This window comes from Massilia sp. PAMC28688 (genome assembly GCF_019443445.1).
GTDB lineage: Bacteria > Pseudomonadota > Gammaproteobacteria > Burkholderiales > Burkholderiaceae_D > Telluria_A.
The window spans coordinates 2,675,555-2,699,639 of sequence record NZ_CP080378.1; the positions used below are offsets into that span (position 1 = coordinate 2,675,555).

Here is a 24,085-nt window from a genome sequence, read left to right on the forward strand (position 1 = left end):
CGGGTGGTTTCAGAGGCGCTTGTTCGACCGGACCAGCGCCTCGAAGTCAGCTGCCGGCACCGGTTTGCTGAAGAAGTAGCCCTGCATTTCGTCGCAGCGCAGTGTGCGCAGCATCGATAGCTGCGCCTGCGTTTCCACACCCTCTGCCACCACTTTCAGGCCCAGGCTGTGCGCCATGGCGATGATGGCCGCTGCAATGGCCTGGTCTTCCGGGTTGGCGTCCACCCCGGCGATGAATGAGCGATCGATCTTGACGAAGTCAAACGGGAAGCGCTTGAGCTGGGCCAGCGACGAGTAGCCCGTGCCAAAATCATCGAGCGACAGCTGCACGCCCATCGCTTTCAGTGCGATGAGGTTGCGCGCCGCGTCATCGGGATTCATCATCACGGCCGTTTCGGTCAGCTCGAATTCGATATATTTCTGGTCCAGCCGGAAGCGTTCGGTGGCGGCCGCAATGATCGCCAGCAGCTCCACCTGCATGCATTGCACGGCCGAGAGGTTGATCGCCACCGGCACCAGCGGCAGGCCGCCGTCCATCCACGCTTTTTGCTGCCTGCACACCGCCTCGATGACCCAGGTGCCGATGGGGCGGATCAGGCCTGTCTCTTCGGCCAGCGGGATGAAGTCGACCGGCCCCACCAGGCCGCGCAGGGGATGGTTCCAGCGGATCAGGGCTTCGGCGCTGACGATGCGGCCGGTGAACAGATCGACCCGCGGCTGGTAGAACATGACGAACTGGTCTTCTTCCAGCGCCGTCTGCAATTCGTTTTCCAGCGCCAGGCGGGCGGCCAGCGCGGCATTCATACGCGGCGCGTAGTACAGATAGCGCTCGCCGCTGGCCTTGGCGTTCTTGAGCGCGGCCTCGGCATGCTTGAACAGCGTTTCGGCATCGGTGCCGTCGGCAGGCGACAGCGCCAGGCCGGCGCGGGTCGATACCCGCACTTCCTGCTCGTCGATGGAAAATGGCTGGTCCAGCGCCGTGAAAATGGACTGCTGGAGGATGTCGCCCGCATCCTCGCCCCGCGTCAGGTCGCACAGTGTCAGGGCAAAGGTATCGCCGCCAATGCGCGCCAGGTTGAAGGTGTCAGGCAGGCGCTGGCCCAGACGGCGCGCAATGTGCACCAGCAGCGCATCGCCCGCGTGCCGTCCCATGGCGTCGTTGAGCTGGGCGAAGCGGTCCAGATTGATCAGCACCACACCAATGATCGTGTCGCTGCCAGGCTGCAGCAGCTGCGCCAGCCGGTCCAGGAACAGGCGGCGGTTGGGCAGCGCGGTCATCAGGTCGTAATAGGCCATGTAACTGAGCTGCTCTTCGCGGTCGAGGAACAGGAGCGCAAACGAGAGGTCGCCCGCCATTTCGGTGAGCACCTTCAGTTCGTCGGGATCGAACACGTCAGCCACATCAGACATGAGCGTGAATACCGATGCCACGCGCTCGCCTACCAGGATGGGAAAGCTGGCCACGGCCCGCACGCCCCGAGGCACAAGCACGGGCAGATACGCCTGCATGGCGGGGTCGGCCGCGATATCGTTGCAGATGACCGCCTGGCTGGACATGGCCGCACGCGCGGCGATCCAGGGCCCTTCGGGTGCGGACGCGAAGGTCTGGAGCACGCGGCCCGCGCCTGCCTCATTGGTCATGGGCCCGTCATGCGACCCGGCCGTGTCGATGCTGGCGCTGACGAAGCCGCCTTCCATGGTGGCCAGGCGGCAGGCTTCCTTGAACAGCGCGTCGCGGTCACGAATGCGCACGATGGCAGAATTGATGCCCGACAAGAGCGCGTAGACCCGGTTCAGGCGGGCGATCTTGCGTTCTGCCTGGACACGGTCGGTGACGTCGTGGGCGAGCACGAATTTGCAGGCGCGGCCGTGGAAGTTCAGGGGATGGGAGCTGATTTCCACATCGATCAGGGTCCCGTCCTTCTTACGATGCCGCCAGGTGCCGGAGCGCTCCAGGGTCTCGTTGGTGGCGTTGCGCAGGTTGGCGTACAGCTTGGGCAGTTCCGTGGGCGGGCGCAGGTCGACCAGGGTCAGGGTCAAAAATTCCTGCTCGGAATAACCGTAATGCATGATGGCGGCCGTATTGACAGCCTTGAACGCGAGCGTTTCCAGGTCGTACACCCACATGGGGATGGGGTGCGCCCTGAAAAGCTCGTTAAACGACGTGTCGTTCGGTTCTGCCATGAAAAAGGATCCGCACGGGTTAACTGACGCTGCGCGTCATCAAAAACATGGTTCTTCAAGAAATGCGGATACATACTGCGGTTACTGCAAGTTTAAACGAACCCAAGGTTGCGCACGGTTGAATTGTAATTGGACAAGTTCGGCAACAGGGATAATAGCTCACTGTCGGTGACGCCCAGCCATTTACCGAGGGTGGCCGCGACCTGCTCCACCGACGTGGTCGGCAGCAGCCGGCCCTGGCCGACATCGTCCGGGCCGTTGTGGGCCACCACCGGCGCAGTGCCATAGAAGCGCTGGCCCTGGACCGCGCCGCCCATGACAAAGTGCATGCTGCCCCAGCCATGGTCCGAGCCATTGGCATTGCCGGTCAGGGTGCGGCCAAAGTCGGAGGCCGTAAATGCCGTGACCTGCTCTGCCACGTTCAGTTCCACCGTGGCGGCATAAAACGCCGACAGGGCGTCGCCCAGGCGCGTCATCAGCGCCGGGTGATCGGTCAGCATGCCGTCGTGATTGTCGAATCCGCCCATGGACACAAAAAAGACCTGGCGCTTTGTGCCCAGGGCAGGGGCGGCCGCGATCATCCGTGCCACCAGGCGGAGCTGGTCGCCGAGGTTGTTCGAGGCGGGGAAAGCGGTCGCCAGTGCCGGAGTCGAGGCCAGGGCGGCCGACAACACTTCATTTGCTTCGATCGAGCGCTTGCTGACGATGTTGTATTCATTTTCCAGCATGTGCGTGCGCGGCTGCGTGATGAGCGTGCGAAGCGCATTCGACGCCGCGCTGGAGCCGAACAGCGGATTTTTCAGGCCCGACAGTGGCACTGAGCCGTTGGCCGATACCTGGTACTGCACGGCGGAATTGCCGGACAGGTAGACGGCATTGCCCGACACGTTGACGCAGGTAAAAGTGGCGTTGGCATTCGCTGCCTGGAACAGGTCGCCCATGCGTCCACCCCAGCCAGATGTGGCGCCTTCCGGTGAAGACGACTGCCAGACGGATTGTTGATCGTTGTGCGAAAACAACTTGGGCGGCACACGCACCGACTTGTTGGTGTACTGCAATTTGCTGGTGGGCTGGATCAGCGTGCCGGCGTTGAGGATCACACCAAGCTTGCCGGCGTCAAACAGCGGCATCAGTCTGGCCAGGTTGGGCGCCAGGGCGTACTGATGTGCAAAGCCAGCCGAGTCGAGCGGTGCTGCCACCGGGTTCAGGGCTGTCGCCTGCAGGCTTTCGCGGCTGTGCGCGAAGGAAGGGCGCAGCGACTGGTAGGCCGCGTGGCTGGTGAGGTCATAGGGAACCACGGTATTGGCGTAATCGTTACCGCCGTACAGGAACACGCAGACCAGTGCCTTGTAGTCGCTCGCCCCGGCCGCGCTTGCCTCGGCCAGCGCGGCCAGGTTCAGCGCCCATGGCGCGGCCACACCGGCCAGGGACAGGGAGGAAGCCTTCTTGAGAAACGCGCGCCGCGATGCGGTCATGCCATCCTTATTGATCATGGCGGCTCCTATTTCTGCACAATGAATTCGGGCGCGGCCATGACCATGACCAGTGCCGCGTAGATGCGGTTGAGGCGGGCAGCGTCTGTGCCAACGGGCATGCTGTCGATGCCACCCTTGATCAGGGCCAGCGTTGCCGTCGACAACTGGCCTGCCGCCATGACCAGGTTGATCTGGTCGAGCAGTGCCTGCGATGTTTCGGCCAGCGGCATCAAGGCGCTGTAATCGCCCTTGACGTCGCCCACGCCGCGGCTGATCACCGTTTGCATGTAGTTGACATAGCCAACCACCGTGGACTCGTTGGTGATCTGGAATTCGGGCGCCACCATGCCGGCGGCACCAATGGCGCTGTTGGGCGGAACGTAGCCCGGGCGGAAGAAGTTAAACACGCTGCCCGAGCGCAGGGGGCTCTGGCCGAGGCGCGTGCCCGGCTCGGACGTGTTGCCGATGGCCCAGGCGCCACTCGGTGACGTGGCCTTGAAGGCGCGCGCCCAGGCAGCGAAGCGCAGAATGGGCTCGCGCAGCTTGCCGAAGCTGGCATCGGACAATTTGCTGTCGCTACGCGCCTCGGTATCGAGCAGGATGGCCTTGATCACGGCTTTCAGGTTGCCCTTCACCCCGCTGCCATCGTTGTTAAAGACTGCCGCCACCCGGGCAATGTAGGCGCCGCTCGGGTTGCTGCACACCAGGCGCTGGATCAGCTGGCGGCTGATGAACGGCGCCACGTTGGCATGCGCGAAGATCGCGTCAAGCGCCAGCGTCAGGCTGTTGATGCCGTCGGTGGCGGCCGCAATGGTGGTCCCGATAAAGGTCTTGGCGCCGCTTTCATGGCGCGCGGCGTTCTGGATCATGGGCCGCTTCTTGAAATCCGGTGTTTCGGTGTTGCCGCCGGCCAGGTCGTAGTTCCAGCCAGTGAACACGCGCGCCAGGCCAGTGATGTCTTCCAGCGTGTAGGTTTCCGTGGGCAAGCCGGTGGTCAGTTTGGCGGACCCATCAATGTTGAGCTGGGTGAGGCCGATGGTGAACAGCTGCATGATTTCACGCGCGTAATTCTCATCCGGCATGGCGCCCGTGTTGGCATTGAACTTGACGTTGTTGCGATAGGTGAGGAATTCCCCCATCGGTGCGCTGAGCGACACCTGTTGCAACAGCGTGCGGTAATTGCCGAAGGCGTGGGCTTCCAGCAAGTCCAGGTAAGCCGCTGCCGAAAATGATTTCCAGCCGCTACCGGTCAGGCCGGCGATGGCGACCACCAGGATTTCCGACAGGGCCAGGGTGACACGCTGACGCAGGGTGTCGGGTGCGGACAACAGCTTGACCCACTGGCAAGCATCGGCACCGGCTTCGCCGTTCTTGAATTCAATGGCCCCGAAGCCGTTGGCGATCAGCCATTCCCAGCGCGTGCCACTGGCCGGCATGGCGAATTGTTCATCCAGCCAGCCGGCATAACCCACGGACTGCACGCGGGCGATCTGTTCGGTCGTGGCGCCCATGGAAGCCTGCGACAAAAAGCGCGACGCCTGGATTGCGGAAGGCGGAGCAGGTGCTGGCGGCGGTGGCGGGGTGCCGGGGCCTGTGCCTGCACCGGCGCCGCCACCGCCACCGCCACAGGCGCTCAGCAGGGCGCCGGAAAGCAGCACTGTCGTGGGAACGGCGCGGTGTGGCCAGTCGCGCTCCAGGGTGTAGCCGGCGTCTGCGTCGAGGTCCTTATCGACGAGACAATCTTCATGTGAATCTGGCATGCATTCATCCCGAGGCTGTCAATATATCAGGTCGAGTTTAGATGAATTTGGGAAACACGCCTACTTTCTAATTGTAAATATTTGTGATGGCACAAGCGCGACCTGAGCGATGACAGCCTGCGAGATGAGTTGTGTACCGGAGCTGCCAAGCTGCGCGAGTGTGTCAGTCAAGATGGAGGTGGAATCGTTCAGAGAGTCCCCACTCGGCATCCTGTGCCTCGATTCGCCGCAGAACGCCGACAATACGGTCGAAGCTCGGTCCCATGGCAAGCTGCGAGGCAGCGGCATTTTTCCAATGAAGCGTCAGCGGCCGCTCAACATCAGTTCCTAAAACGTCACTGAGGGCGTCAAGATTATTTCCGTAGTGGGCTGAGAAAGCCAGGGCTCCTGCAATGGCCTGGTGGAAGTCTGCTTCCGTCGCCATGTTCTCGCCATCAATGTTAATGATCATTTCCTGCCCTGTCGAATTGAAGGGGCATGCGGTCTGCACCGCGCCCTGGAAACGATTACCCGATGGCGCCCGACGTGCCTTTTTCTTGCGCCGACAAAGTTGCCGATACCTGGTCTGTCTTGCTGGCGCTCGACGGATTCTTGGTGACCATCGCACTCACAGCCTTGCGTACCAATCGATGAAAATTCTGACGCTCTAAATAAACCTCGGGCTGACCAAGTTCGAAGGAATCCGGATCAACGAAGACGCGAAACACCGCGCCCTCAGGCCATTGTTGATAGTACGGTTCATCAGCGGGCATGGCCGTGTCGCGGCGTTCGATGGTCCAGCCTGGTTCGCCCTCAATGCCGCCGATGTCATGGCCGTCGGTCAGCAAGGATGCCAGTTCATCGAAGCGTTCATCCATGAAAACCGCGTTGATCACGAATTTCGCTGCGACCACCGGGTCCGCGTGCGGGGAAAAGTCGCCGAAGGCTCCTTTGAAATAGTCCAAACGAATTGCTCCTCCTATCGATCCCCGCGTAGTGGCCACGTGAAAGGGACCACTACTCACCACAGGTCGATTCGCGCGCATTCAAACTCGACCATGTCACCTTGCTGCAAAGCGCCGGGAAGTGCCTCATCAACAACAAGCATGAGGTCGTCGACTGCGATAGCCCTTTCAGTAGCCTATGCGTGTAATTTCTACGCCGAGTTCTTTTAGCCTGATTAATACGGCTTTCGCCAGCGCCTCATCATTGATGGGCAAATCGAACAGGCGGCCTTCGGCGTTTCGATAGCACAGCATTTCGGATACCGGCGTCTGCTCGACAAAATAGTCGCTGAGCTGCTGTCCATTCCCGAACAGAAAGCGCTCGACCAGCGCAGATAGTTTTGCGTCCACGTTCATTTCTTTCACGGCAGGGGGTCTTTCAGGAAACCGGGGTAAAAAATCGTATTATCATTGTCGCCCGGGCCCCAGAAAATCCTGGTAGGCGCTGGCTGTACGTTTGGATTCTGCGCATATTGTCTGAAAAAACGAGCGTTAATCATGTTCATATCTTGCCTTGAAGGCCACATCTGATGAATATTGTCGTTCGGATGCACGTGACCGATCAAACGTGCGTCGCGCGGTACTGGGCTGGTCCAGGCATCGCCACTATAGAGCTTTTTAACCGGCACGCCGTTGACGCGTTCACTGACCAGCGCAAACTCAATCTTGCGCCCTCCCAGAACCCCGAGCTCGTAGACGTCGCCGAATCTGACGCTTCGATCAGTAATAATGACACCCTCTTCGCCTGGTAAAGCTCCGGACGCCCTTAATTCCGCCATCGAAGCACGTGGCCCCAATCCTTCGGTCCTTGGGAAGCGAGTACCACCCGCCCCGCCGGTCTGTGCGACAAAGTCTCCAGATCCCGGCCGGCTGCTATTAAAGCGACCAGTAAGCCCCATCGCTCCTCTTGCGCCGAACATGCCCCCGAGAATTGAGCCGCCAAACCCCATCAACTTCTGGCCATCCGAGCCCTCACCGAACAGTTGACCACCGGCCCAGTTTCCACCCAAACCGCCAGCCAGCCCCAGCACCAAGCCGCCAGCAACGACTGCAACCGGGGCGAGCACAAGCGCGGCACCAATCCCAACGACAAACAGGGATGCGTGAACCCATCCAGGGACCAGATTTTCAGGATGAATTTCATTAGTCTGATAGCTTGGACCGCCCACGTAGACGTTTGACGATCCCTTGGTAATGACAGCGCTGCAAATGGTCTTGTCATCGACCCGTGCGGCATGCAGGCCGTTGATCAACACGGTTTCGCTACCTTGGGCGATGGTGGCGGGTGCTGGATGCTTGTCACAGGTCGCGAAATCCGCATGCGCACGTGCCGCGGCGATACCGTTGATAAACACATTCGTTGATCCGGCCGCTGTGATGGCCCCCACCACCTCTTTGCCGACTCCACTGAAAGTGCTGGCAAACTCCATGATCCCAGCGCCCCCTGCCGCCCCTGCGCCCACCATGGCCACTGCCGCCAGTCCGCCGGTACCCACGATCAGTGCCGCACCGAGTCCGATGGCGGCGCCCGCCAGCAAACCGCCGAGCAGCCAATTCATCGTCGGGCTGTGCCCGATTGGGTCGTTTATTCGTGCTGCCGCTGCCATTGACTATCCGGTTTGGGAAATGATGGCGCGCGCGAGGTGCTGCCGGATGTCCGCCACTGTGGCAAGCTTCGGTGCCGCGTCGGTGGTGTGCAGTACCGCGACATGATCGAGACGATCGCGCAGCCGCGGTGCATGGGGCTGCCCCGACGGCGCCAGCTGGTATTCGCTCGGCTTGCCCCACAGTGTGCTGGCGTTCGAGATCGCGAAGCTCGCTGTCAGTGGCTCGCCATCGGCGTCGTAAAACTCCCACGCGTCCTGCTCGACTTCACGCGCATCGGTTTTGCGGCAGGCGTGCTCCTGGTCTGGATGCACCACCAGCATGCGGCGCCGTTCGGAATACGTGAACACCAGTGGCAGGCCGCTGGGGTTGGTGATTGGCGGATGCTCCACCGGCGCCGGCGCTGCGATCGGCATTGGCACCGCGCCGGCCAGGGGGCGGCGCAGCGTGAAGCTGGCCAGCATCTGGTCGAACATGCAGTTCCATTCGTCGGTAAACGGCTTGAGGCAAGTGGCGGCGATCAGGATTGCCTGCACGCTGTCTTCGCCGGCGCCATGGGTCAGCGTGATCACCTGGCGCTGGTGCATGAAGTTGCCATCCTTGCGCCAGCTATACACCAGTTCCACGGCCGGGCTGCCACCTAGCAGGCGATTGGTCATCGAGCGCAGCTCGAAGCGTGGCAGGGAGCGGCCCAGTTCCGCCACCAGGCGGCTGCCGAATTCCTCCAGTTGTTCACCGGCCTGCGTCTCGGCCTGTGAGATCACGATATTGAAGTCGCTCGGGCCGTGGTCGTTGAGCGTGAACATGTGAACCGACTTGTCCAGCAGCCGTTCGGGCAGTTCGAAAGTGGCGTAGTTGGCGTGATAGAGCTGTGGCATGGTGGTGTGCTTTATTTATTCAGGTCGATGCGGCCGGTGCCGATAATGTCAATATGGATACCCTGGATGGTGATGGTGCCGTCCTGCTTCATCACGATCTTGCTGGAGCCCACTTCGAGCGTGATATCAGTGCTGGCCTTCAGGTGGATATGCTCGGTGGCCGATGTGAGCTCGATGTTGGCCTTGGCCGTCTGGTGGATGTGGGCGTCTGTTGATTCGAGCGCAATGTGGGCCTTGGCCTTCTGTTCGATGTGCGCCGTCTTCGCCTCGATGGCCACGTGTGTCTCGGCCGTCTGCTTGATGTGCGCCGTCTCGGACTTGAGCGCGATATGCGTCTTGGCCGTCTGCTTGATGTGTTCCGTCTCGGCCGTCAGGTCAATGTAAGTCTTGGCCGTCTGCTCGATGTGCGCGGTCTCGGCCTTGAGCGCAATGTGGGTCTTGGCCGTTTGCGTCATGTAGTCAGTGACGGCAGACAGCGCCATGTGCGTGTGCGCAGTAGCGGCGATATGCGCGGTCTGCGACGTCATCTCGATCTGCTGGTTCACCGTATTGGTGTGATAGCCCGCCGTCACGGTATTGGTCTGGTGCGGACCATTGACCACCGTGGCCTGCGTATTCTGCACGGTGGTGACCATGTCTTTTTGCGAATGGATGTTGATCAGCTCCGCGCCCTTGCTGTCGTGGATGACCATTTCGCTGAAGCCCCCGCCGCCGGGCGTGGAGCGGCTCTTGAAGCCCATCATGTGGGCGCCCCCCGGCAGCGGGTACGGGGCCGGCTGTTCTGCATTGAACAGGCGCCCGGTGCACAGGGGCCGGTTGGGATCGCCTTCCAGGTAGTCGATGATCACTTCCTGGCCCACGCGCGGAATCGACACCGTGCCCCAGCCCTTGCCGGCCCACGGCTGCGACACGCGCAGCCAGCACGAACTGCTCTGGTCGTGGCGGCCATAGCGGTCCCAGTGGAAATGCACCTTGATGCGGCCGAATTTGTCGGTGTGGATCTCGCTGCCCTTGGGCCCGACCACGGTCGCAGTCTGGGGGCCGGGCATGCGGGGAGCCGGGTGTACACGGCGTGGACGATAGGGGATCTTGCGGCGAATGGCGGTAAAGCTGTTGCGGTACACGTCCTTGGCGTCGCGGTCAAAATAGTTGTTGCGTGCGTCGTACTGGACAGAGACGATCAGGAAGTCGTTATCCTTGTTGTCGCTAGGGTCGAACCAGTGGTGCTCCAGCAGCTTCATGCTGCGGCCAGCGGTCAGGCCGCGGCAGTCGGAGGTGCCGGTAAACAGCTTGGCCTGCCACTCCAGCACTTCCATGCGCAGGCGTGCTTCCTCCTTGCCTGCCTCGCGGTTCTTGAAGGCGAAGGCGGTGTTCCCGTCAAATACTTCCATCGTCGGGATCTCGCCCTGGTTGGCGGTGGTGGGCATTTCCACATATTGCACGCTGCTTGGCGCCTTGAAGTCGAAGGTGTGCATGGCCAGCTTGTTGGGCTGCAGGTGGCGTTCCGCTGCCAGCGATGTCACGCCATCCTGGTCCTGCCAGCGGTTGCCGGCATTGAACAGGACCTCGGCATGCAGTGCCTGCGGCGGGCAGAAAGTCTCGTCGCAGGAGTTGTCGCTGATGATCATGGTGTGGCCGGATGCCGTATGCTCAAAATAGTAGAACAGGCCATATTTTTCCATCAGCCGGCTGGTGAAATTCTCGTCCGATTCGTCGTACTGGACGATGTAGTTCTCGGGCTTGTACTTGCGGCTGGTGCGGTATTCGTAGCGCGCCAGGCCGCCATAGTCGCCGGCATAAATCGTGTCGAGCACGTCGAACACCGTCATGTCCTGGAAAATGCGCGAGTTCACGCGGCGTTTGAGGTAGGTGGTCCAGGGCACCACTTCGGCATGGTAGAAGGCGAAGCCGCCGTCCGAGCGGGTGGCGGCAAACGAATTCACGTAGCCGTTGATGAAGTGCTCGCTGCCATCGGCCTGCTGCACGCTGACCGCGACGTTCTTGCCCATCATGTCCTTCAGGTCGATGGACGCGTTTTGGGACATGAGCGAAAGCTGGAACGAAAACGGCTCGGACATGGCAGCGTGGCCAGTCAGCGATTCGATCAGCAGGCTTTTGCCCTGCGGCAGGGGAGAATAAAACCGTAGCAGGCGGCTGCCTTCCGTGAATTCGGCCAGTAGCATGTCTGGCAGGGGGGTATTGGCGGGATCGATCGGCGCGGGCACGAAAGGCGCGTCGGCCGTGGCGAAATCCTTCACGGCCTGGCCGGCCAGCGGGTGCTCTTCGAGAATCAGTTTCTGCGCGATTGCCGGCGCTTGTGCCGCCACCGCTGCCAGCGCAGGCTTCTTTTCCGCCGCGGCCGCGCTGGCGCGGGGGGCTTCGGCCCGCTGCGTCTTGCTCTCCGTGGCCAGCGTCGGCGCCTGTCCGGCAAGCTGCATGCCCTGGCCCGTGCCGGGACCGGCCAGGCCGCCCAGTGAGCCCAGGGTGCCCAGGCCAGCCGCAGGCGCGCGGCCCAGGCCTGCGTTGGCAGCAAGCGATCCCGCCTGAACCAGTGCGGGATCGGCGCCCGCCAGGGTGGCGGCGGTGCCGGCAAGTGCCACCGCCTGCTGTACATCAGGCGCGGGTGCGCCGTTCTCGGCTGGCAAGCCGGTCTTGTTTTCTGGAGTTTCAAGCGACATACGGTGGCTCCTGCAGGTGAAAATCACGCTCGCTGCCGGGCGTGCGCCGGCGGCATTTAATGCCTGTTGAGTCGTTTTGACAACATTAGGCATTTACAAAATTTGCGCATATTATCACGGGATAATGAACACGCCCGATTCCATCGCTGGCAGGTGGCAAGGGAGTGCGCTCGGCTGTGAGCGCGGCCAAACAGCCGAGCGCTGCCCCGGGTCAGCGCTCGCGCGCCCGGCCGTTTGCCATGTCGCGCTCGGGCAGGCCTGCCCCGGGGCCGTCAGACCGGCCAGGCATTCGCCGTGCTGTCGGCCAGGAGCTGTTCGAACACCGGCAGGGTTACCGGGTGGCTGAAGAAATTGCCCTGGGCCTGGTCGCAGCCATGCTGTATGAGAAAGTCGCGCTGCTCGAGCGTCTCCACCCCTTCGCCGATGACCCCCATGTTCATCAGGTGCCCGATGCCGATGATCGTCTTGGCCATCATATCGCTCACATTGTCGCTGTTGATGCGGCCGACGTACGACTTGAAGATCTTGAGGTTCGTCACCGGCAGCATGTGCAGGTTCTTGAGGCTGGACACGCCGGCACCGAATTCATCAATCGTGAGCTTGATGCCCAGCCTGGCGATATCGTCGAAGATGGCCTGGGTCAGTTCGGCATTGCGCAGCAGGCTCGCCTCGGTAATCTCCAGCTCGAAACTGGCGGGGGAAAGATCGGAACTGCCCAGGCGCTCGGCCAGCAGCGAGAGGTAGCCGCGCTGGCTCAGTTCGCGAAACGACACGTTCATTGACAGGACCAGGTCGGCAAAGCCCAGCTGCTTCATGCGCTGCAGGGTGTCGCAGACCTGGCCGAAGACCCATTCGCCGAAATGGACAATCTGACCGCTTTCCTCCGCTTCCAGCAGAAAGGCCGACGGCAGCAGGACGCCCTGCTCGGGGTGGCGCCAGCGCAGCAGCACCTCGGCCCCGACAATGCGTCCGGTCGCCAGCGACAGCTTGGGCTGGAACAGCAGGAACATTTCATCCCTTTCCACGGCATGCCGCATCATGTTTTCCAGCTTGAGCTTGGCATCCGTCGCCGCCTTCATGTCGGCAGAAAAGAACTGCACATCATTGCGCCCGCCAAGCTTGGCGTGGTACATGGCGGTATCGGCCGCGCGCATGAGTTCGGCAACATTCTGCCCGTCGTGGGGAAACACGCTCACGCCCATGCTTGACTGGACGGGAATATCCTTGCCGTCGACACTGACGGCCGTGTCCATGTTGTGCCGCAGCCGCGAAATCATGCGCAGGGTATAGCGCAGGGAAGGCTGGTTGACCAGCACGAGGACGAATTCGTCGCCGCCAAGGCGGGCCACGGTATCGCTGTCGCGCACGGAGCCGAGCATCTTGCGCGCGAGCACCTTGAGCACCTGGTCGCCGGCATCATGGCCCCAGGTATCGTTGATGATCTTGAAGTTGTCGAGGTCGACAAGGATCACTGCCACCAGGCTCTTGTTGCGCTGCGCCATGAACAGGGCTTGCTCGAGCCGGTCCCACAGCAGGTTGCGGTTGGCCAGGCCGGTCAGCACGTCATGATTGATTTCATGCTCAAGCCGGGTGGTGCGCTGCTTGGACTCCGTCACGTCATTGATGACCCCGATGAAATGCGTGGCCTCACCCTTTTCGTTGCGCACCGGTGCCACGGTGAGCTCGTTCCAGAAGATGCCGCCGTCCTTGCGCTGGTTGCGAAAAGTGACCCGCGTTTCGCGCCGCTCGTGCAGGCCGACGCGCACCAGCCCGTGGGCCTCGTCATCGACGCCGGGGATGCCGAGGAAATCGCACATGTGTTCGGAGTCGCGGCTGATGACCTCGTCGGAGCGGTAACCGGTGATGCGTTCGAACGCCGGGTTGACATACACGATGGTGTTGGACAGCTCATTGATGCGCACGATGAAAATGCCATTGCTGCTGGCATGAAGCGCCCGTTCGCGCAGGCGCAGCTGCTCTTCCTGCTCGCGCCGCGCTGAAATATCCAGGCCCATGCCGCACAGGTAGGGTTTGCCTTGTACCGTAAAGCGCGAGCCGGTAAACAGAAACGGCGTGGCGCTGCCGTCGCGGGCCAGCAGGTCAGCTTCCACCACCACCAGGCCATCGCGTTCGAATACCTGGCCGATGGCGGCGGCGACCTTGTCGCGCTCGCCCGGCTTGAACATGTCGGTGGCGTACATGGCCGCGATTTCCTCGTACGGATGCTGGGTGACCTTTTCCACCCACTGGTTCCACAGCACCAGGCGGCCTTCCGTATTCAGAACGTAGAAGGTCCCGGGCAGCATATTGACCACGTCAATCAGGTGGGTGCAGGCCAGCAGCTCGTGTTCGTTGTGGGTGTGCACCGGCGCGCAGGCGGGACGGGCAATGGCGTTAATACTCGACAGCCTTCCTCCGGCCTTCCATTGGGGGATCAGGTCCAGGTACACCAGGACCCGGGTGCCGTCTGCGCGCACCAGCTCGCCCTGGACGCGCTGTGGCGCCAGACGGGCGGCGGCAAGCAGGTCCGGCTGGCGCTGCTGCAATGCCGGCGCCAGCAGCGCACTGAAGGCCTTGCCGACGACTGCATCTGCGGTATGGCCGAGGATTGTCTGGCAGGCTGCATTCCAGGTGACGATTCTGCCACCCGGGGCAATGCAGAAACTGGCCGGGTAATCCTGCTTGTCGGACATGCGGGCCCCAGTGTCCGCGGATCGCGAACGCAGTAGTAAGGATTAGGTAGACATGCCTGGACCACGGATGTTCCGCAAATTGCGCCTGCGCAGATGCCTGCTGCGGCCAGTCAGCGCATGAATAAAAAAAGCCAGGCGCAACCGGGCTGGGCACGGAACTGCACGAATGGATGGCAGTCTAATCCGGTCCAACAGAACGTGAGCACAGGATAAAACCACCATGAAAGCCGAGAATGACTTTACGCGCACAGGGCCGCTGATGCAGCTGGACAGCTATCCGGATTGGGCGCAGGACATGATGTTGGCGGCCCAGCGGCCAAAAGATAAAGTTGTCTCGCACGAATTGTTCGCCATGATGCGCGAAGGCGAGCTACCGAGCCAGGCAGCGTACCGCTTCTTCGTGGGCGGTTGGCCCGTCATTGAACAATTTCCGCAATACATGGCCGTCAACCTGTGCAAGATCAAGTACGGCCGCTCGGCGGCGGAAAACATGGCCCGCCGCTACCTGATGAAAAATATCCGGGTCGAACAAAACCATGCCGACCACTGGGTCGGTTGGGCCGAAGCAAGCGGCGTGAGCCAGCACGACCTGTTCCATGGGGAAGTGCCGGTCGAAAGCCAGGCGCTCAATTACTGGTGCTGGCACAGTTGCGAGCGCGATTCGCTGGCCACCAGCATGGCGGCGACCAATCTGGCCATCGAGGGCGCGACCGGCGAATGGTCGAACGTGGTATGCGCCTCGGACATCTATGAAAACTCGCTGCCGGCCGCCTCGCGCGCGAAGGGCATGCGCTGGCTCCGGATGCATGCCCACTATGACGACACCCATCCGTGGGAAGCGCTCGAGATTGTCTGTTCCCTCATCGGCAGGCGGGCCGAACCTACCTACGTGGAGATGCTGGGCCGGTGCATCTCGAATAGTTACCGCTACATGGCCTTGTCACTAGACCATTGCCTGGCCACCACATGATCCGGCGCTGGCGGGGCCAATACCCGATCAGGCAAGGTTCGCCCCGCCACGCTGGCCAAACGGATCATCGATGCTGTGGGCCGGCTCGGTGAACCATCTGGGCCCGTCCTCGGTCATATAGAAGTGGTCTTCGTGGCGCATGCCGAATTCGCCCGGGATGCAGATCATCGGTTCATTGGAAAAGCACATGCCCACGTCCAGCGGCGTACTGTCACTGCCCACCAGGTAGGGCCACTCGTGGATATCCATGCCAATGCCGTGGCCCGTGCGGTGCGGCAGGCCAGGCAGCTTGTAGCCGGGTCCAAAGCCTTGTGCTTGCAGCGATGCGCGCGCTGCGGCGTCAACGTCCCGGCACGGCACGCCCAGCCGGGCCGCCTCGAATGCCGCCAGCTGCGCCTGCTTCTCGGCGTTCCACACAAAGCGCTGGCGCTCGGTGATGTCGCCAAACACATAGGTGCGGGTAATGTCCGAAATGTAGCCCTTGACCTGGCAACCGGTATCGATCAGCACAACGTCGCCTTGCCTGAGCGTCTGCACATAGCTGACCCCGTGCGGATACGCGGTCGCCTCGCCAAACAGCACGATGCAAAAGTAGGAGCCGGGCGCCCCCACCTTGCGGTGCGCCCGTGCAATGAAGTCCGCCACCTCCACCGTGGTGATGCCTTCGTACAGGATGCTGGCTGTGGCCTTGTGCACTTCCAGCGTCATGTCCTTCACGCGCTGCATCAGCGCGATCTCGGCGCCTGACTTGCGCGAGCGGCAGTGGGCGGTGACGCTCTTTGCGTTTTCCAGCGCATAGCCGGCGGCAAGCGCGCCGATGCCGTCGGCGATGAAAAAGGCGGCGCTCTCGCAAATGCCGATGCGCGGCGGCGCGCCGGCATCGGGCGCAATGCCCATCTTGCCCAGTATATCCACGAACAGCTGGTAGGGGCTTTCATGCTCTTCCCAGCAGTTGACGGGGCCCTGCACCAGCATAAAGTCGAGAATGGTCGCTTCCTCAAAAGCGGGCGCGATGTATTCCAGTGCCCCCGTGGCAGGCAGAATGGCCCCGACCATGCGCTCGCTGGCATACCATTTGGTGCCCGTGAAATAGGTCATGTTGGTGCCGGCATTGAGGTAAATGGCGGCGATGCCGTGTTCGCGCATGAAGCCCTGGGCGCGCGCAATGCGCTGCAGGTGTTCATCCTTGCCGATGGCGTTCATGCCTGCCGTCATGTCGGACAGGCCGGCCAGCGCCTCGTCCATCGTCTTGCCGCCAATGCTCATGCTGTACTTTCCTGTCAATGCTTGTCGGGTGGGGTCTCGCCATCGCTGTCGGTGGAAAACTGCAGCTCCGGCGTGGCATCGGACTGGCTGCCGTCGTCCTGCGGCAGCTGCAGTGGCTCTTCTTCCATGGCCGGTACATCGATCTTGAGCTCGAGCTTTTCGTTCATGTCGGTCTTGACCGGCACGGGCACGATTTGCGGGAACTTGATGATCAGGGCAACCATGATGAGCTGGATGACCACAAACGGTATTGCACCCCAATAGATATCGGAGGTCTTGACCTCTTTCGGCGCCACCGAGCGCAAATAAAACAAAGCAAAGCCGAACGGCGGATGCATGAATGAAGTCTGCATGTTCACGCCCAGCAGGATGCCGAACCAGATCAGGTCAATGCCCAGCTTTTCCGCCACCGGGCCGACCAGCGGCACCAGGATAAAGGCCAGCTCGAAGAAGTCGAGGAAGAAGGCCAGCAGGAAGAACATGATGTTGACCACGATTAGAAAGCCGATCACGCCGCCCGGCAGTCCCGTGAGCAGGTGCTCGACCCACAGGTCGCCGTTCACGGCGCGAAACACCAGCGCGAACACGGTGGAGCCGACCAGGATGAACATCACAAAGGCCGACAGGCGCGTGGTGGAATTCATGGCCTGCTTGAGCAGGTCCCACGACAGGCGCCGGTTCAGCATGGCCACCAGTACCGCGCCCACGGCGCCCATGCCACCGCCTTCGGTCGGCGTGGCCATGCCGACAAAAATGGTGCCGAGCACGAGGAAGATCAGGGCCAGCGGCGGCGCCAGCACGAAAATCACGCGTTCGGCCATGATCGAGAGCAGCTTGAGCTTGAGGTGGCGGTTGGCCAGCGCGATCAGGAAGGCGGCCGCCACGCCGAAGGTGGCGCTGTAGACGAACAGCTGGTCCGGGCCCAGGTCCGGCCGGTAGGCGTGCCACGCCTGGCCCAGCACGTAGCCAATGACGCCGGCACCAGCCACCAGGGCCAGCAGCGACAGGACGCCGCTGTCGCCATTGGGCTGGCGCAGGTTGCGCGCCTCCATCGGCAGGGCCGGCATGGACCTGGGTTTGAACAGTGACAGCGCCATCACGTAGCCGGCATACATGGCCGTGAGCAGCAGGCCCGGCACAAAGGCGGCGCGGTACATATCGCCTACCGAGCGGCCCAGCTGTTCGGCCATGATGATCAGCACCAGCGACGGCGGAATGATCTGCGCCAGGGTGCCGGAAGCGGCAATCACCCCGGATGATATGCGCTTGTCGTAGCCGTAGCGCAGCATCACCGGCAGGGAAATGAGACCCATCGAGATCACCGATGCCGCCACCACGCCGGTGGTCGCGGCCAGCAGGGCGCCGACGAAGATCACCGCGTAGGCCAGGCCGCCGCGAATGGGGCCGAACAGCTGGCCAATGGTGTCGAGCAGGTCCTCCGCCATCCCCGACCTTTCCAGGATCAGCCCCATGAAGGTAAAGAAGGGGATGGCCAGCAGCGTTTCGGTGGCCATGATGCCGTAGATCCGGTTCGGCAGCGCCTGCAGCAGTTCGGGCTTGAGCAGGCCCAGTTCGATGCCCACCAGCCCGAAGAACAAGCCGTTGGCAGCCAGCGAAAACGCTACCGGAAAGCCCGACAGCAAAAATACAACAAGGGCGCCGAACATGATCGGCGCCATGTTCGCAATGAGGAATTCTTCCATGAGCTGTACTCAGTCGAGGTGGTTGGCAGACTTGATGGCGGCAATGTCATCCTGGGGCGTGGCGACCTGCTTCGCAAACTCGCGCCCGTCGCTGCGGCCCGTGAGATAGGCCACGCGCTTGATGATCTCGGAAATGCCCTGCAGGATCAGTAGGGCAAAGCCGATTGGCACCAGCAGCTTGGCCGGCCACACGATCAGGCCCCCGGCGTTGCTCGACATTTCGGCACTGGTGATGGACAGCTGCGCGAACGGGATGGCGTACCAGAGAATGAGGCCGCAGACCGGAAGCAGGAAAAGCAGAAAGCCAAACAGGTCGATCCAGACCTGGGTGCGTTTTGAAAAGCGGCCCACGATCACATCGACCCGCACATGTTCATCGCGCCGCAGAGTGTGGGCGGCAGCGAGCAGGAATACGGCGCCGAACAGATACCACTGGATTTCAAGCCAGGCGTTCGAGCTGTAGTTCAATAGGTAGCGGACAATGGCATTGCCGGCGCAGATGATGACGGCAGCCAGCAGCGCCCAACTGACCAGGCCCGCGATTTTCTCGTTGACGCTGTCAATCAGGCGTGAAAGTGACATGAACATGATGCAGGAGTCTCCATTATTATTGTGGCCTTCACGCCTGCCGGCGTCTGTCGCTACACGGATCTATTCTGCCAGCTGCCCCCGCACGCGGGCAATGGCGGCGCGCACCTGCCTGGGCGCGGTGCCGCCGACATGGTCGCGCGCGGCCACCGAGCCTTCGAGCGTCAGGACGGCAAACACATCGTCGTCAATGAGCGGCGAAAACTCGCGCAGGCGTTCCAGCGACATTTCCGACAGGTCGCAGCGGGCGTCATCGCAGGCGCGCACTGCGTGGGCCACCGCTTCGTGGGCGTCGCGGAAGGGCAGGCCCTTCTTGACCAGGTAATCGGCCAGGTCGGTCGCGGTGGCATAGCCCTGCAGGGCGGCGGCGCGCATGGCCTCGGGCTTGACCGTGATGCCGGTAGCCATGTCGGCAAAGATGCGCAGGGTGTCGACCACGGTGTCGACAGTATCGAACAGCGGCTCCTTGTCTTCCTGGTTGTCCTTGTTGTAGGCCAGCGGCTGGCCCTTCATGAGTGTGAGCAGCCCGTTCAGGTGGCCGAACACGCGGCCGGTCTTGCCGCGCGCCAGTTCCGGTACGTCCGGGTTTTTCTTTTGCGGCATGATCGACGAGCCGGTGCAGAATCGGTCGGCAATATCGATAAAGCCGACGCGCGGGCTCATCCAGATGATCAGTTCTTCCGACATGCGCGAAATGTGCATCATGATCAATGCGCTCGCGGCGCAGAACTCAATGGCGAAATCGCGGTCTGACACTGCATCGAGCGAGTTGTGGCAAACATCGTCAAAGCCGAGGGTGCGGGCCACGCGCAGGCGGTCGATGGGGAATGTGGTGCCGGCCAGGGCGGCGGCGCCCAGGGGCAGGCGGTTCACGCGCTTGCGGGCGTCGGCCATGCGTTCCACGTCGCGGCCAAACATTTCCACGTAGGCCAGCATGTGATGGCCAAAGGTAATGGGCTGGGCAACTTGCATGTGGGTAAAGCCCGGCAGGATGGTGTCGGCGTGCTTGTCTGCAAGGTCGGTCAGGGCGCTGCGCAGGGCATTGAGCAAGCCCGTAATGTCGTCAATGGCGGCGCGCACGTACAGGCGGATGTCGGTGGCCACCTGGTCGTTGCGCGAGCGGCCCGTGTGCAGGCGCTTGCCGGCGTCGCCCACCAGTTCGGTCAGGCGTTTTTCAATGTTCAGGTGCACGTCTTCCAGGTCGAGCAGCCATTCAAAGCTGCCGGCTTCGATTTCGCCCCTGATCTGGGTCATGCCGCGCTCAATCTCGGCGTGGTCGGCCGCGCTGATGATCCCTTGCGCCTGCAGCATCTCGGCATGGGCTAGCGAACCCTGGATATCAAACAGGGCCAGGCGTTTATCGAAAAAGACGGAGGCGGTGTAGCGTTTGACGAGGTCGGAAACAGGTTCGGAAAAGCGCGCCGACCAGGCTTCGGCCTTCTTGGAAAATTGTGAGGTCATGGGAGGGTCCTTTTATTTACCTGATTATAAACAAGGACGAAGAGAGGCGTACAATTGCCTCAGGCGCAATGTCGACCTCTTTTCAGGAGCAATGGATGAAGCGGACAGCAAAGCTGGCACTGGCAACGGTTTTCCTGGCAACTGGCGTGCAGGGCGCGGCGCTGGCCCAGGAACAGGGGATGTCTGGGGCAAGGCCAGCAGTTCAGCCGGCGGGCGCTGCCTTGGCACCTCCCCCGGCGGCGCGCCCCGCTGCCCGTGCGGTCGATGTCGCCTCGGTCGATGCCATCGTCAAGGCCCTGTACGACGTCGTATCCGGCCCAGCCGGCGGGCGCGACTGGGATCGCTTGCGCTCCCTGTTTGCCGCGGACGGCAGGATGGGGGCCATCGGTGCCCGCGCCGCAGGCGGCTTTGGCCTGCGCGCCATGACGGTGGAAGACTATATTGTCATGGCCGGCAAGAACTTCAGCCAGAGCGGCTTCTTTGAATCGGAAGTAGCGCGCAGCACGGATACCTTCGGTCAGCTGGTCCACGTATTCAGTACCTACGAGGCCAGGCGGTCACCGGCCGATGCCACGCCCTTCATGCGCGGCATCAACAGTATCCAGCTGTATCACGACGGCCAGCGCTGGTACGTTGTGAGCCTGCTGTGGCGGGCCGAAGACGATAAGCTGAGCCTGCCTGAGCGCTACCGCAAGAACCGCTAGGCACGATTGCGCAAGGGAACGCGGATTTTTCCCCGTTCGACGGTAAAATTGTTTTTTATTCGTGGGATTTGAAAAAACGCCATGGCCAACCCGTCCAACCTCCAGATCAGTACCGACCGGACCGAGCTCGACGTTCCGCTCATCTACCGATTCCTCAGCGAGCAATCGACCTGGGCGGTAGGCATTTCACGCGCGGTAGTGGACCGGGCGATTGAAAATTCCCTGTGTTTCGGTGGCTATGTCGACGGGCGTCAGGTCGCTTTCGCGCGCGTGATCACCGACTACGCCACCTTCGGCAACCTGGTCGACATGTTCGTCATTCCCGAATACCGTGGCCGCGGCTACAGCCTGGAGATAATGAAAGCCGTGATGGCCCATCCCAGCCTCAAGACCTTGCGCCGCTTCATGCTGGCCACCGGCGACGCCCACGGCCTGTATGAAAAATTCGGCTTCACCGCGCCCCAGCGCCCGGAAACGCTGATGGAGCGCTTCTTCCCCAATATGTACGTCAGCTAGTTCTTCCGGCCCTCTGCAGCAAGGCTGGCCAGCCGGCCAGCCCCCGCCTTCCTTACTGCCAGCCTGTCAGGCTCGGCGGCACCAGCAGCACCATTGCCATCACCAGGTACATGAGCTGCAGCGGAATCATCCACTTGGCCCAGGTAATCCATGGAATGCGCGCCAGCGCCAGCACGCCGACCGTGATGCCGGACGTGGGAATCATGGGCGTGGTCAGCTCCCCGAACTGAAATGCCAGGATGGCGGTCTGGCGTGTCACGCCCACCAGGTCCGCCAGTGGCGCCATGATGGGCATGGTCAGCGCTGCCTGGCCGGTACCGGAATGGATGAAGAAGTTAATCACCGACTGGATCGCAAACATTTTCTGCGCCGCGAACACGGGGCTCGATGACTGCACCAGCGGCATCAGCGAATGCAGCATGGTGTCGATGATGTGGGCGTCGCGCGCCAGGATCATGGTGCCGCGTGCCAGCGCGATGACCAGCGCCGTGGTCACCAGGTCGCGCGCGCCCTGGATAAAGGCGGCCACGAATTCGTCGGTGTTGAGGCGCCCGACCACGCCGACGGCAATGGCCATGACCAGGAACAGCGCTGCGATTTCGTTGATGTACCACTCGTACTTGACCACGCCCACCACCATCGCCAGCATGAAGCCCAAAAAGATCATCAGCACCGCGCCGTGGGTGCGGGTCATGCCGGTAAAGCCGTCAAAACCGACCACGTTCTCCTTGCGCTTTTCCTGGTCCAGCGCATAGGTGGGACTGAGCGTGGGATTGGCCTTCACGCGCGCCGCATACCACATCAAAAATCCCACCGTGATGGCCGTGGCCACCGCCCAGCACACGATGCGGTAGCCCATCCCGGAAAACACTTCCACCCCGGCGATGCCTTGCGCCACGCCGACATTGAAGGGGTTGAGAAAGGCGGCGGCAAAGCCCACCTGCGAGCCGACGAAGGGAATCGACACGCCCACAATCGAGTCGTACCCCAGCGCCAGGGCGAGCGGCACGAAGATGAGGATGAAGGGAATGGCTTCCTCGCTCATGCCGAATGTGGCCCCGCCAAGCGAGAACATGGTCACGAACACAGGGATGATCGCCGCGCGCACAAAGGCCGAATGGGTGTGCGCCCGTGCCACGCTCTTGATCATGGAGTCGATCGCCTCGGTGCGCTGCAAGACCGCAAAGGCGCCGCCGACAATGAGCACGAAGCCGATGATCTGGGCCGCCTCCACAAAGCCCTTGATAGGCGCCATCATCAGCGCCACGAAGCCTTGCGGGTTGCTCGCCACGTAATGGAAGGAATTGGGATCGATGCGCGCCTTGCCATCGATGGTGACCATGTTGTACTGCCCGCCCGGCACCACCCAGGTGGCGGCCGCGATCATGGCCAGGATCAGGAACAGCAGGACGAAGGTGTTGGGGAGTCGTAGTTTCATTTAGTCGCTCAGGAGGTTTCCGGCGCGGTAGGCCACAGGCCCCGCGATTTTGCAAACGGCCATCCCGCGCAGCAGGTGGCGATGCGCGGTGCGGGCGAAGAACACGCCATCGACCTGGGCGCGCAGGGTGGTGGTCTTGCCGTTGACAGGTTCGATCAGGTCGGCAATGGCGTCGCCCGCCTTCACTTCGTCGCCCAGCTCGCGCAAAAATACGAGCACGCCGCTGTGCGGGGCCGAGATCGGCTCCACGCCTTCGAGGGGCGTGGGCTGGCACAGGGGCGCGGGCATTGGATCGGGCGTGATATCGAGCACGCCTTCGTGCGCCAGGTAGTTGAGCAGGGCGCGCGCGTCGCGCTTTGCGAAATCGTAATTGACATCCATCTCGCCGCGCAGCTCCACCGTCACCGCCATGCAGGCAGGCGGAATCGGATAGTGCGGCCCGAAGTGGGCCGGCAGGTCCCACCACAAGCGGCTGCAGGCTTCGTCAAACGGCTCTTCGCCCGCCTCCAGCGCCAGCAGCAGCGCGCGCGACCCCAGGTAGGACGACAGTGGCATGGCCGCCTGCGCCAGCGGCGTGCCGGCGTAGATGTGAATGGCCGCCTCGTTATCGCAATGCAGGTCGAGCACGATGTCGGCGTCAATGGCCAGGCCGAGCAGGGTTTTCTTGAGTGCTTCGGTGTCGTTGCGCGGATGCCAGTTAGCCACCGAGGCGCGCGCGTGTTCGCGGATCAGCGCCACGTTGTGCGCCGCATCGCCAGTGAGCTTGCCTTCGAGCGAAACGATCAGGTCTGCCGCCACATGCTTGTAGGCGCGGTTGAAATTGGTGCCAGAGGCGAGGTCAAAGCGCCCGAACGGTGCGCCATGGATGGCTTGCGCCAGCCCGATCGGATTGGCCGCCGGGACCAGCACCACCTCGCCGCGGATCTTGCCCGCGTCTTCCAGCGCCGCCAGCTCGCTGCGCAGGAACTGCGCCACCAGCATGCCCGGCACTTCGTCGGCGTGCAGCGCGGCCTGGATATACACCTTCTTGCCAGTGCCGGGCGCGCCGTAATGAAAGCTGGTGAGCACGCTGGTGATGCTCTGCTCAGGTATCGAGATGGGATGGTTGTGTGATTGCATGGGCTATTGAAGTAAGAATAATGGACTGATTGTGGATCATTTTTTTCACAAAGTAAATCAATGA

19 protein-coding genes are annotated in these 24,085 nt (G+C 62.1%); 3 read left to right on the forward strand and 16 right to left on the reverse strand.

Annotated features, from left to right (window positions below; all coding sequences use genetic code 11):
• Positions 1 to 9: 9 nt before the first annotated feature.
• From KY495_RS12050 to KY495_RS12095, 10 genes are all read right to left on the reverse strand, one after another.
• Positions 10 to 2,184 carry an EAL domain-containing protein gene (locus tag KY495_RS12050; RefSeq protein ID WP_219883929.1) on the reverse strand — a complete coding sequence of 725 codons (2,175 nt, stop codon included), beginning with the start codon at positions 2,182 to 2,184 and terminating at the stop codon, positions 10 to 12.
• Between the two features lie 92 nt (positions 2,185 to 2,276).
• A complete protein-coding gene (locus KY495_RS12055) occupies positions 2,277 to 3,677 on the reverse strand; it encodes a DUF1501 domain-containing protein (protein WP_229518589.1) in 1,401 nt (466 codons plus the stop codon).
• Positions 3,678 to 3,685: 8 nt separating this feature from the next.
• Positions 3,686 to 5,419, reverse strand: coding sequence for a DUF1800 family protein (locus KY495_RS12060; RefSeq protein WP_219883931.1), 1,734 nt, complete (start codon positions 5,417 to 5,419; stop codon positions 3,686 to 3,688).
• Between the two features lie 163 nt (positions 5,420 to 5,582).
• On the reverse strand, positions 5,583 to 5,870 hold the full coding sequence (locus KY495_RS12065; protein ID WP_219883933.1) for a barstar family protein: 288 nt from the start codon (positions 5,868 to 5,870) through the stop codon (positions 5,583 to 5,585).
• A gap of 55 nt (positions 5,871 to 5,925) precedes the next feature.
• Positions 5,926 to 6,363: a hypothetical protein gene (locus tag KY495_RS12070; RefSeq protein WP_219883934.1), complete on the reverse strand. Its 438-nt coding sequence runs from the start codon at positions 6,361 to 6,363 to the stop codon at positions 5,926 to 5,928.
• Positions 6,364 to 6,531: 168 nt separating this feature from the next.
• Positions 6,532 to 6,768 (reverse strand): hypothetical protein, encoded by a 237-nt coding sequence (locus KY495_RS12075; RefSeq protein ID WP_219883935.1) that lies wholly within the window; start codon positions 6,766 to 6,768, stop codon positions 6,532 to 6,534.
• A complete protein-coding gene (locus KY495_RS12080; RefSeq protein WP_219883936.1) occupies positions 6,765 to 8,009 on the reverse strand; it encodes a PAAR domain-containing protein in 1,245 nt (414 codons plus the stop codon). The genes KY495_RS12075 and KY495_RS12080 overlap by 4 nt, the downstream gene beginning before the upstream one ends.
• Positions 8,010 to 8,012: 3 nt before the next feature.
• Positions 8,013 to 8,885, reverse strand: a complete 873-nt coding sequence (locus KY495_RS12085) for a DcrB-related protein (RefSeq protein WP_219883937.1) — start codon at positions 8,883 to 8,885, stop codon at positions 8,013 to 8,015.
• 11 nt (positions 8,886 to 8,896) lie between these two features.
• On the reverse strand, positions 8,897 to 11,563 hold the full coding sequence (locus KY495_RS12090) for a type VI secretion system Vgr family protein (RefSeq protein ID WP_219883938.1): 2,667 nt from the start codon (positions 11,561 to 11,563) through the stop codon (positions 8,897 to 8,899).
• Between the two features lie 272 nt (positions 11,564 to 11,835).
• Positions 11,836 to 14,256, reverse strand: a complete 2,421-nt coding sequence (locus KY495_RS12095) for a bifunctional diguanylate cyclase/phosphodiesterase (RefSeq protein WP_219883940.1) — start codon at positions 14,254 to 14,256, stop codon at positions 11,836 to 11,838.
• 220 nt (positions 14,257 to 14,476) lie between these two features.
• On the opposite strand from KY495_RS12095, the gene KY495_RS12100 reads away from it, so the two are divergent.
• Positions 14,477 to 15,226 carry a TenA family transcriptional regulator gene (locus KY495_RS12100; RefSeq protein WP_219883942.1) on the forward strand — a complete coding sequence of 250 codons (750 nt, stop codon included), beginning with the start codon at positions 14,477 to 14,479 and terminating at the stop codon, positions 15,224 to 15,226.
• 27 nt (positions 15,227 to 15,253) lie between these two features.
• Here KY495_RS12100 and KY495_RS12105 read toward each other — a convergent pair whose 3' ends face one another.
• From KY495_RS12105 to argH, 4 genes are all read right to left on the reverse strand, one after another.
• Positions 15,254 to 16,492: a Xaa-Pro peptidase family protein gene (locus KY495_RS12105; protein WP_219883943.1), complete on the reverse strand. Its 1,239-nt coding sequence runs from the start codon at positions 16,490 to 16,492 to the stop codon at positions 15,254 to 15,256.
• A 14-nt stretch (positions 16,493 to 16,506) separates the two neighbouring features.
• The gene (locus KY495_RS12110; RefSeq protein WP_219883944.1) at positions 16,507 to 18,195 is read right to left on the reverse strand and encodes a TRAP transporter large permease subunit; all 1,689 of its coding nucleotides are present in this window, start codon (positions 18,193 to 18,195) and stop codon (positions 16,507 to 16,509) included.
• A gap of 9 nt (positions 18,196 to 18,204) precedes the next feature.
• Positions 18,205 to 18,777 (reverse strand): TRAP transporter small permease subunit, encoded by a 573-nt coding sequence (locus KY495_RS12115; RefSeq protein WP_219884224.1) that lies wholly within the window; start codon positions 18,775 to 18,777, stop codon positions 18,205 to 18,207.
• A 69-nt stretch (positions 18,778 to 18,846) separates the two neighbouring features.
• Complete coding sequence (gene argH / locus KY495_RS12120; RefSeq protein WP_219883946.1) at positions 18,847 to 20,244, reverse strand: argininosuccinate lyase; 1,398 nt, start codon at positions 20,242 to 20,244, stop codon at positions 18,847 to 18,849.
• 95 nt (positions 20,245 to 20,339) lie between these two features.
• Between argH and KY495_RS12125 the strand changes: the two genes are divergently transcribed.
• Positions 20,340 to 20,948, forward strand: a complete 609-nt coding sequence (locus KY495_RS12125; RefSeq protein WP_229518590.1) for a hypothetical protein — start codon at positions 20,340 to 20,342, stop codon at positions 20,946 to 20,948.
• An 81-nt stretch (positions 20,949 to 21,029) separates the two neighbouring features.
• A complete protein-coding gene (locus KY495_RS12130; RefSeq protein WP_219883947.1) occupies positions 21,030 to 21,464 on the forward strand; it encodes a GNAT family N-acetyltransferase in 435 nt (144 codons plus the stop codon).
• Positions 21,465 to 21,516: 52 nt separating this feature from the next.
• Here KY495_RS12130 and KY495_RS12135 read toward each other — a convergent pair whose 3' ends face one another.
• Positions 21,517 to 22,902 (reverse strand): YfcC family protein, encoded by a 1,386-nt coding sequence (locus tag KY495_RS12135; protein WP_219883949.1) that lies wholly within the window; start codon positions 22,900 to 22,902, stop codon positions 21,517 to 21,519.
• Entirely contained in the window at positions 22,903 to 24,021 is a 1,119-nt protein-coding gene (locus tag KY495_RS12140) for a succinylglutamate desuccinylase/aspartoacylase family protein (protein ID WP_219883951.1), read from the reverse strand.
• Positions 24,022 to 24,085: the final 64 nt, after the last annotated feature.

What these genes read in the sequence shown, in the direction of transcription:
- KY495_RS12125 (WP_229518590.1), top strand. Translation starts at nt 20,340, where the DNA reads ATGAAGCGGACAGCAAAGCTGGCACTGGCAACGGTTTTCCTGGCAACT.
- KY495_RS12100 (WP_219883942.1), top strand. Translation starts at nt 14,477, where the DNA reads ATGAAAGCCGAGAATGACTTTACGCGCACAGGGCCGCTGATGCAGCTG.
- KY495_RS12110 (WP_219883944.1), bottom strand. Translation starts at nt 18,195, where the DNA reads ATGGAAGAATTCCTCATTGCGAACATGGCGCCGATCATGTTCGGCGCC.
- argH (WP_219883946.1), bottom strand. Translation starts at nt 20,244, where the DNA reads ATGACCTCACAATTTTCCAAGAAGGCCGAAGCCTGGTCGGCGCGCTTT.
- KY495_RS12095 (WP_219883940.1), bottom strand. Translation starts at nt 14,256, where the DNA reads ATGTCCGACAAGCAGGATTACCCGGCCAGTTTCTGCATTGCCCCGGGT.
- KY495_RS12065 (WP_219883933.1), bottom strand. Translation starts at nt 5,870, where the DNA reads ATGATCATTAACATTGATGGCGAGAACATGGCGACGGAAGCAGACTTC.
- KY495_RS12135 (WP_219883949.1), bottom strand. Translation starts at nt 22,902, where the DNA reads ATGAAACTACGACTCCCCAACACCTTCGTCCTGCTGTTCCTGATCCTG.
- KY495_RS12115 (WP_219884224.1), bottom strand. Translation starts at nt 18,777, where the DNA reads ATGTCACTTTCACGCCTGATTGACAGCGTCAACGAGAAAATCGCGGGC.
- KY495_RS12055 (WP_229518589.1), bottom strand. Translation starts at nt 3,677, where the DNA reads ATGATCAATAAGGATGGCATGACCGCATCGCGGCGCGCGTTTCTCAAG.
- KY495_RS12060 (WP_219883931.1), bottom strand. Translation starts at nt 5,419, where the DNA reads ATGCCAGATTCACATGAAGATTGTCTCGTCGATAAGGACCTCGACGCA.
- KY495_RS12130 (WP_219883947.1), top strand. Translation starts at nt 21,030, where the DNA reads ATGGCCAACCCGTCCAACCTCCAGATCAGTACCGACCGGACCGAGCTC.
- KY495_RS12140 (WP_219883951.1), bottom strand. Translation starts at nt 24,021, where the DNA reads ATGCAATCACACAACCATCCCATCTCGATACCTGAGCAGAGCATCACC.
- KY495_RS12080 (WP_219883936.1), bottom strand. Translation starts at nt 8,009, where the DNA reads ATGGCAGCGGCAGCACGAATAAACGACCCAATCGGGCACAGCCCGACG.
- KY495_RS12050 (WP_219883929.1), bottom strand. Translation starts at nt 2,184, where the DNA reads ATGGCAGAACCGAACGACACGTCGTTTAACGAGCTTTTCAGGGCGCAC.
- KY495_RS12085 (WP_219883937.1), bottom strand. Translation starts at nt 8,885, where the DNA reads ATGCCACAGCTCTATCACGCCAACTACGCCACTTTCGAACTGCCCGAA.
- KY495_RS12090 (WP_219883938.1), bottom strand. Translation starts at nt 11,563, where the DNA reads ATGTCGCTTGAAACTCCAGAAAACAAGACCGGCTTGCCAGCCGAGAAC.
- KY495_RS12105 (WP_219883943.1), bottom strand. Translation starts at nt 16,492, where the DNA reads ATGAGCATTGGCGGCAAGACGATGGACGAGGCGCTGGCCGGCCTGTCC.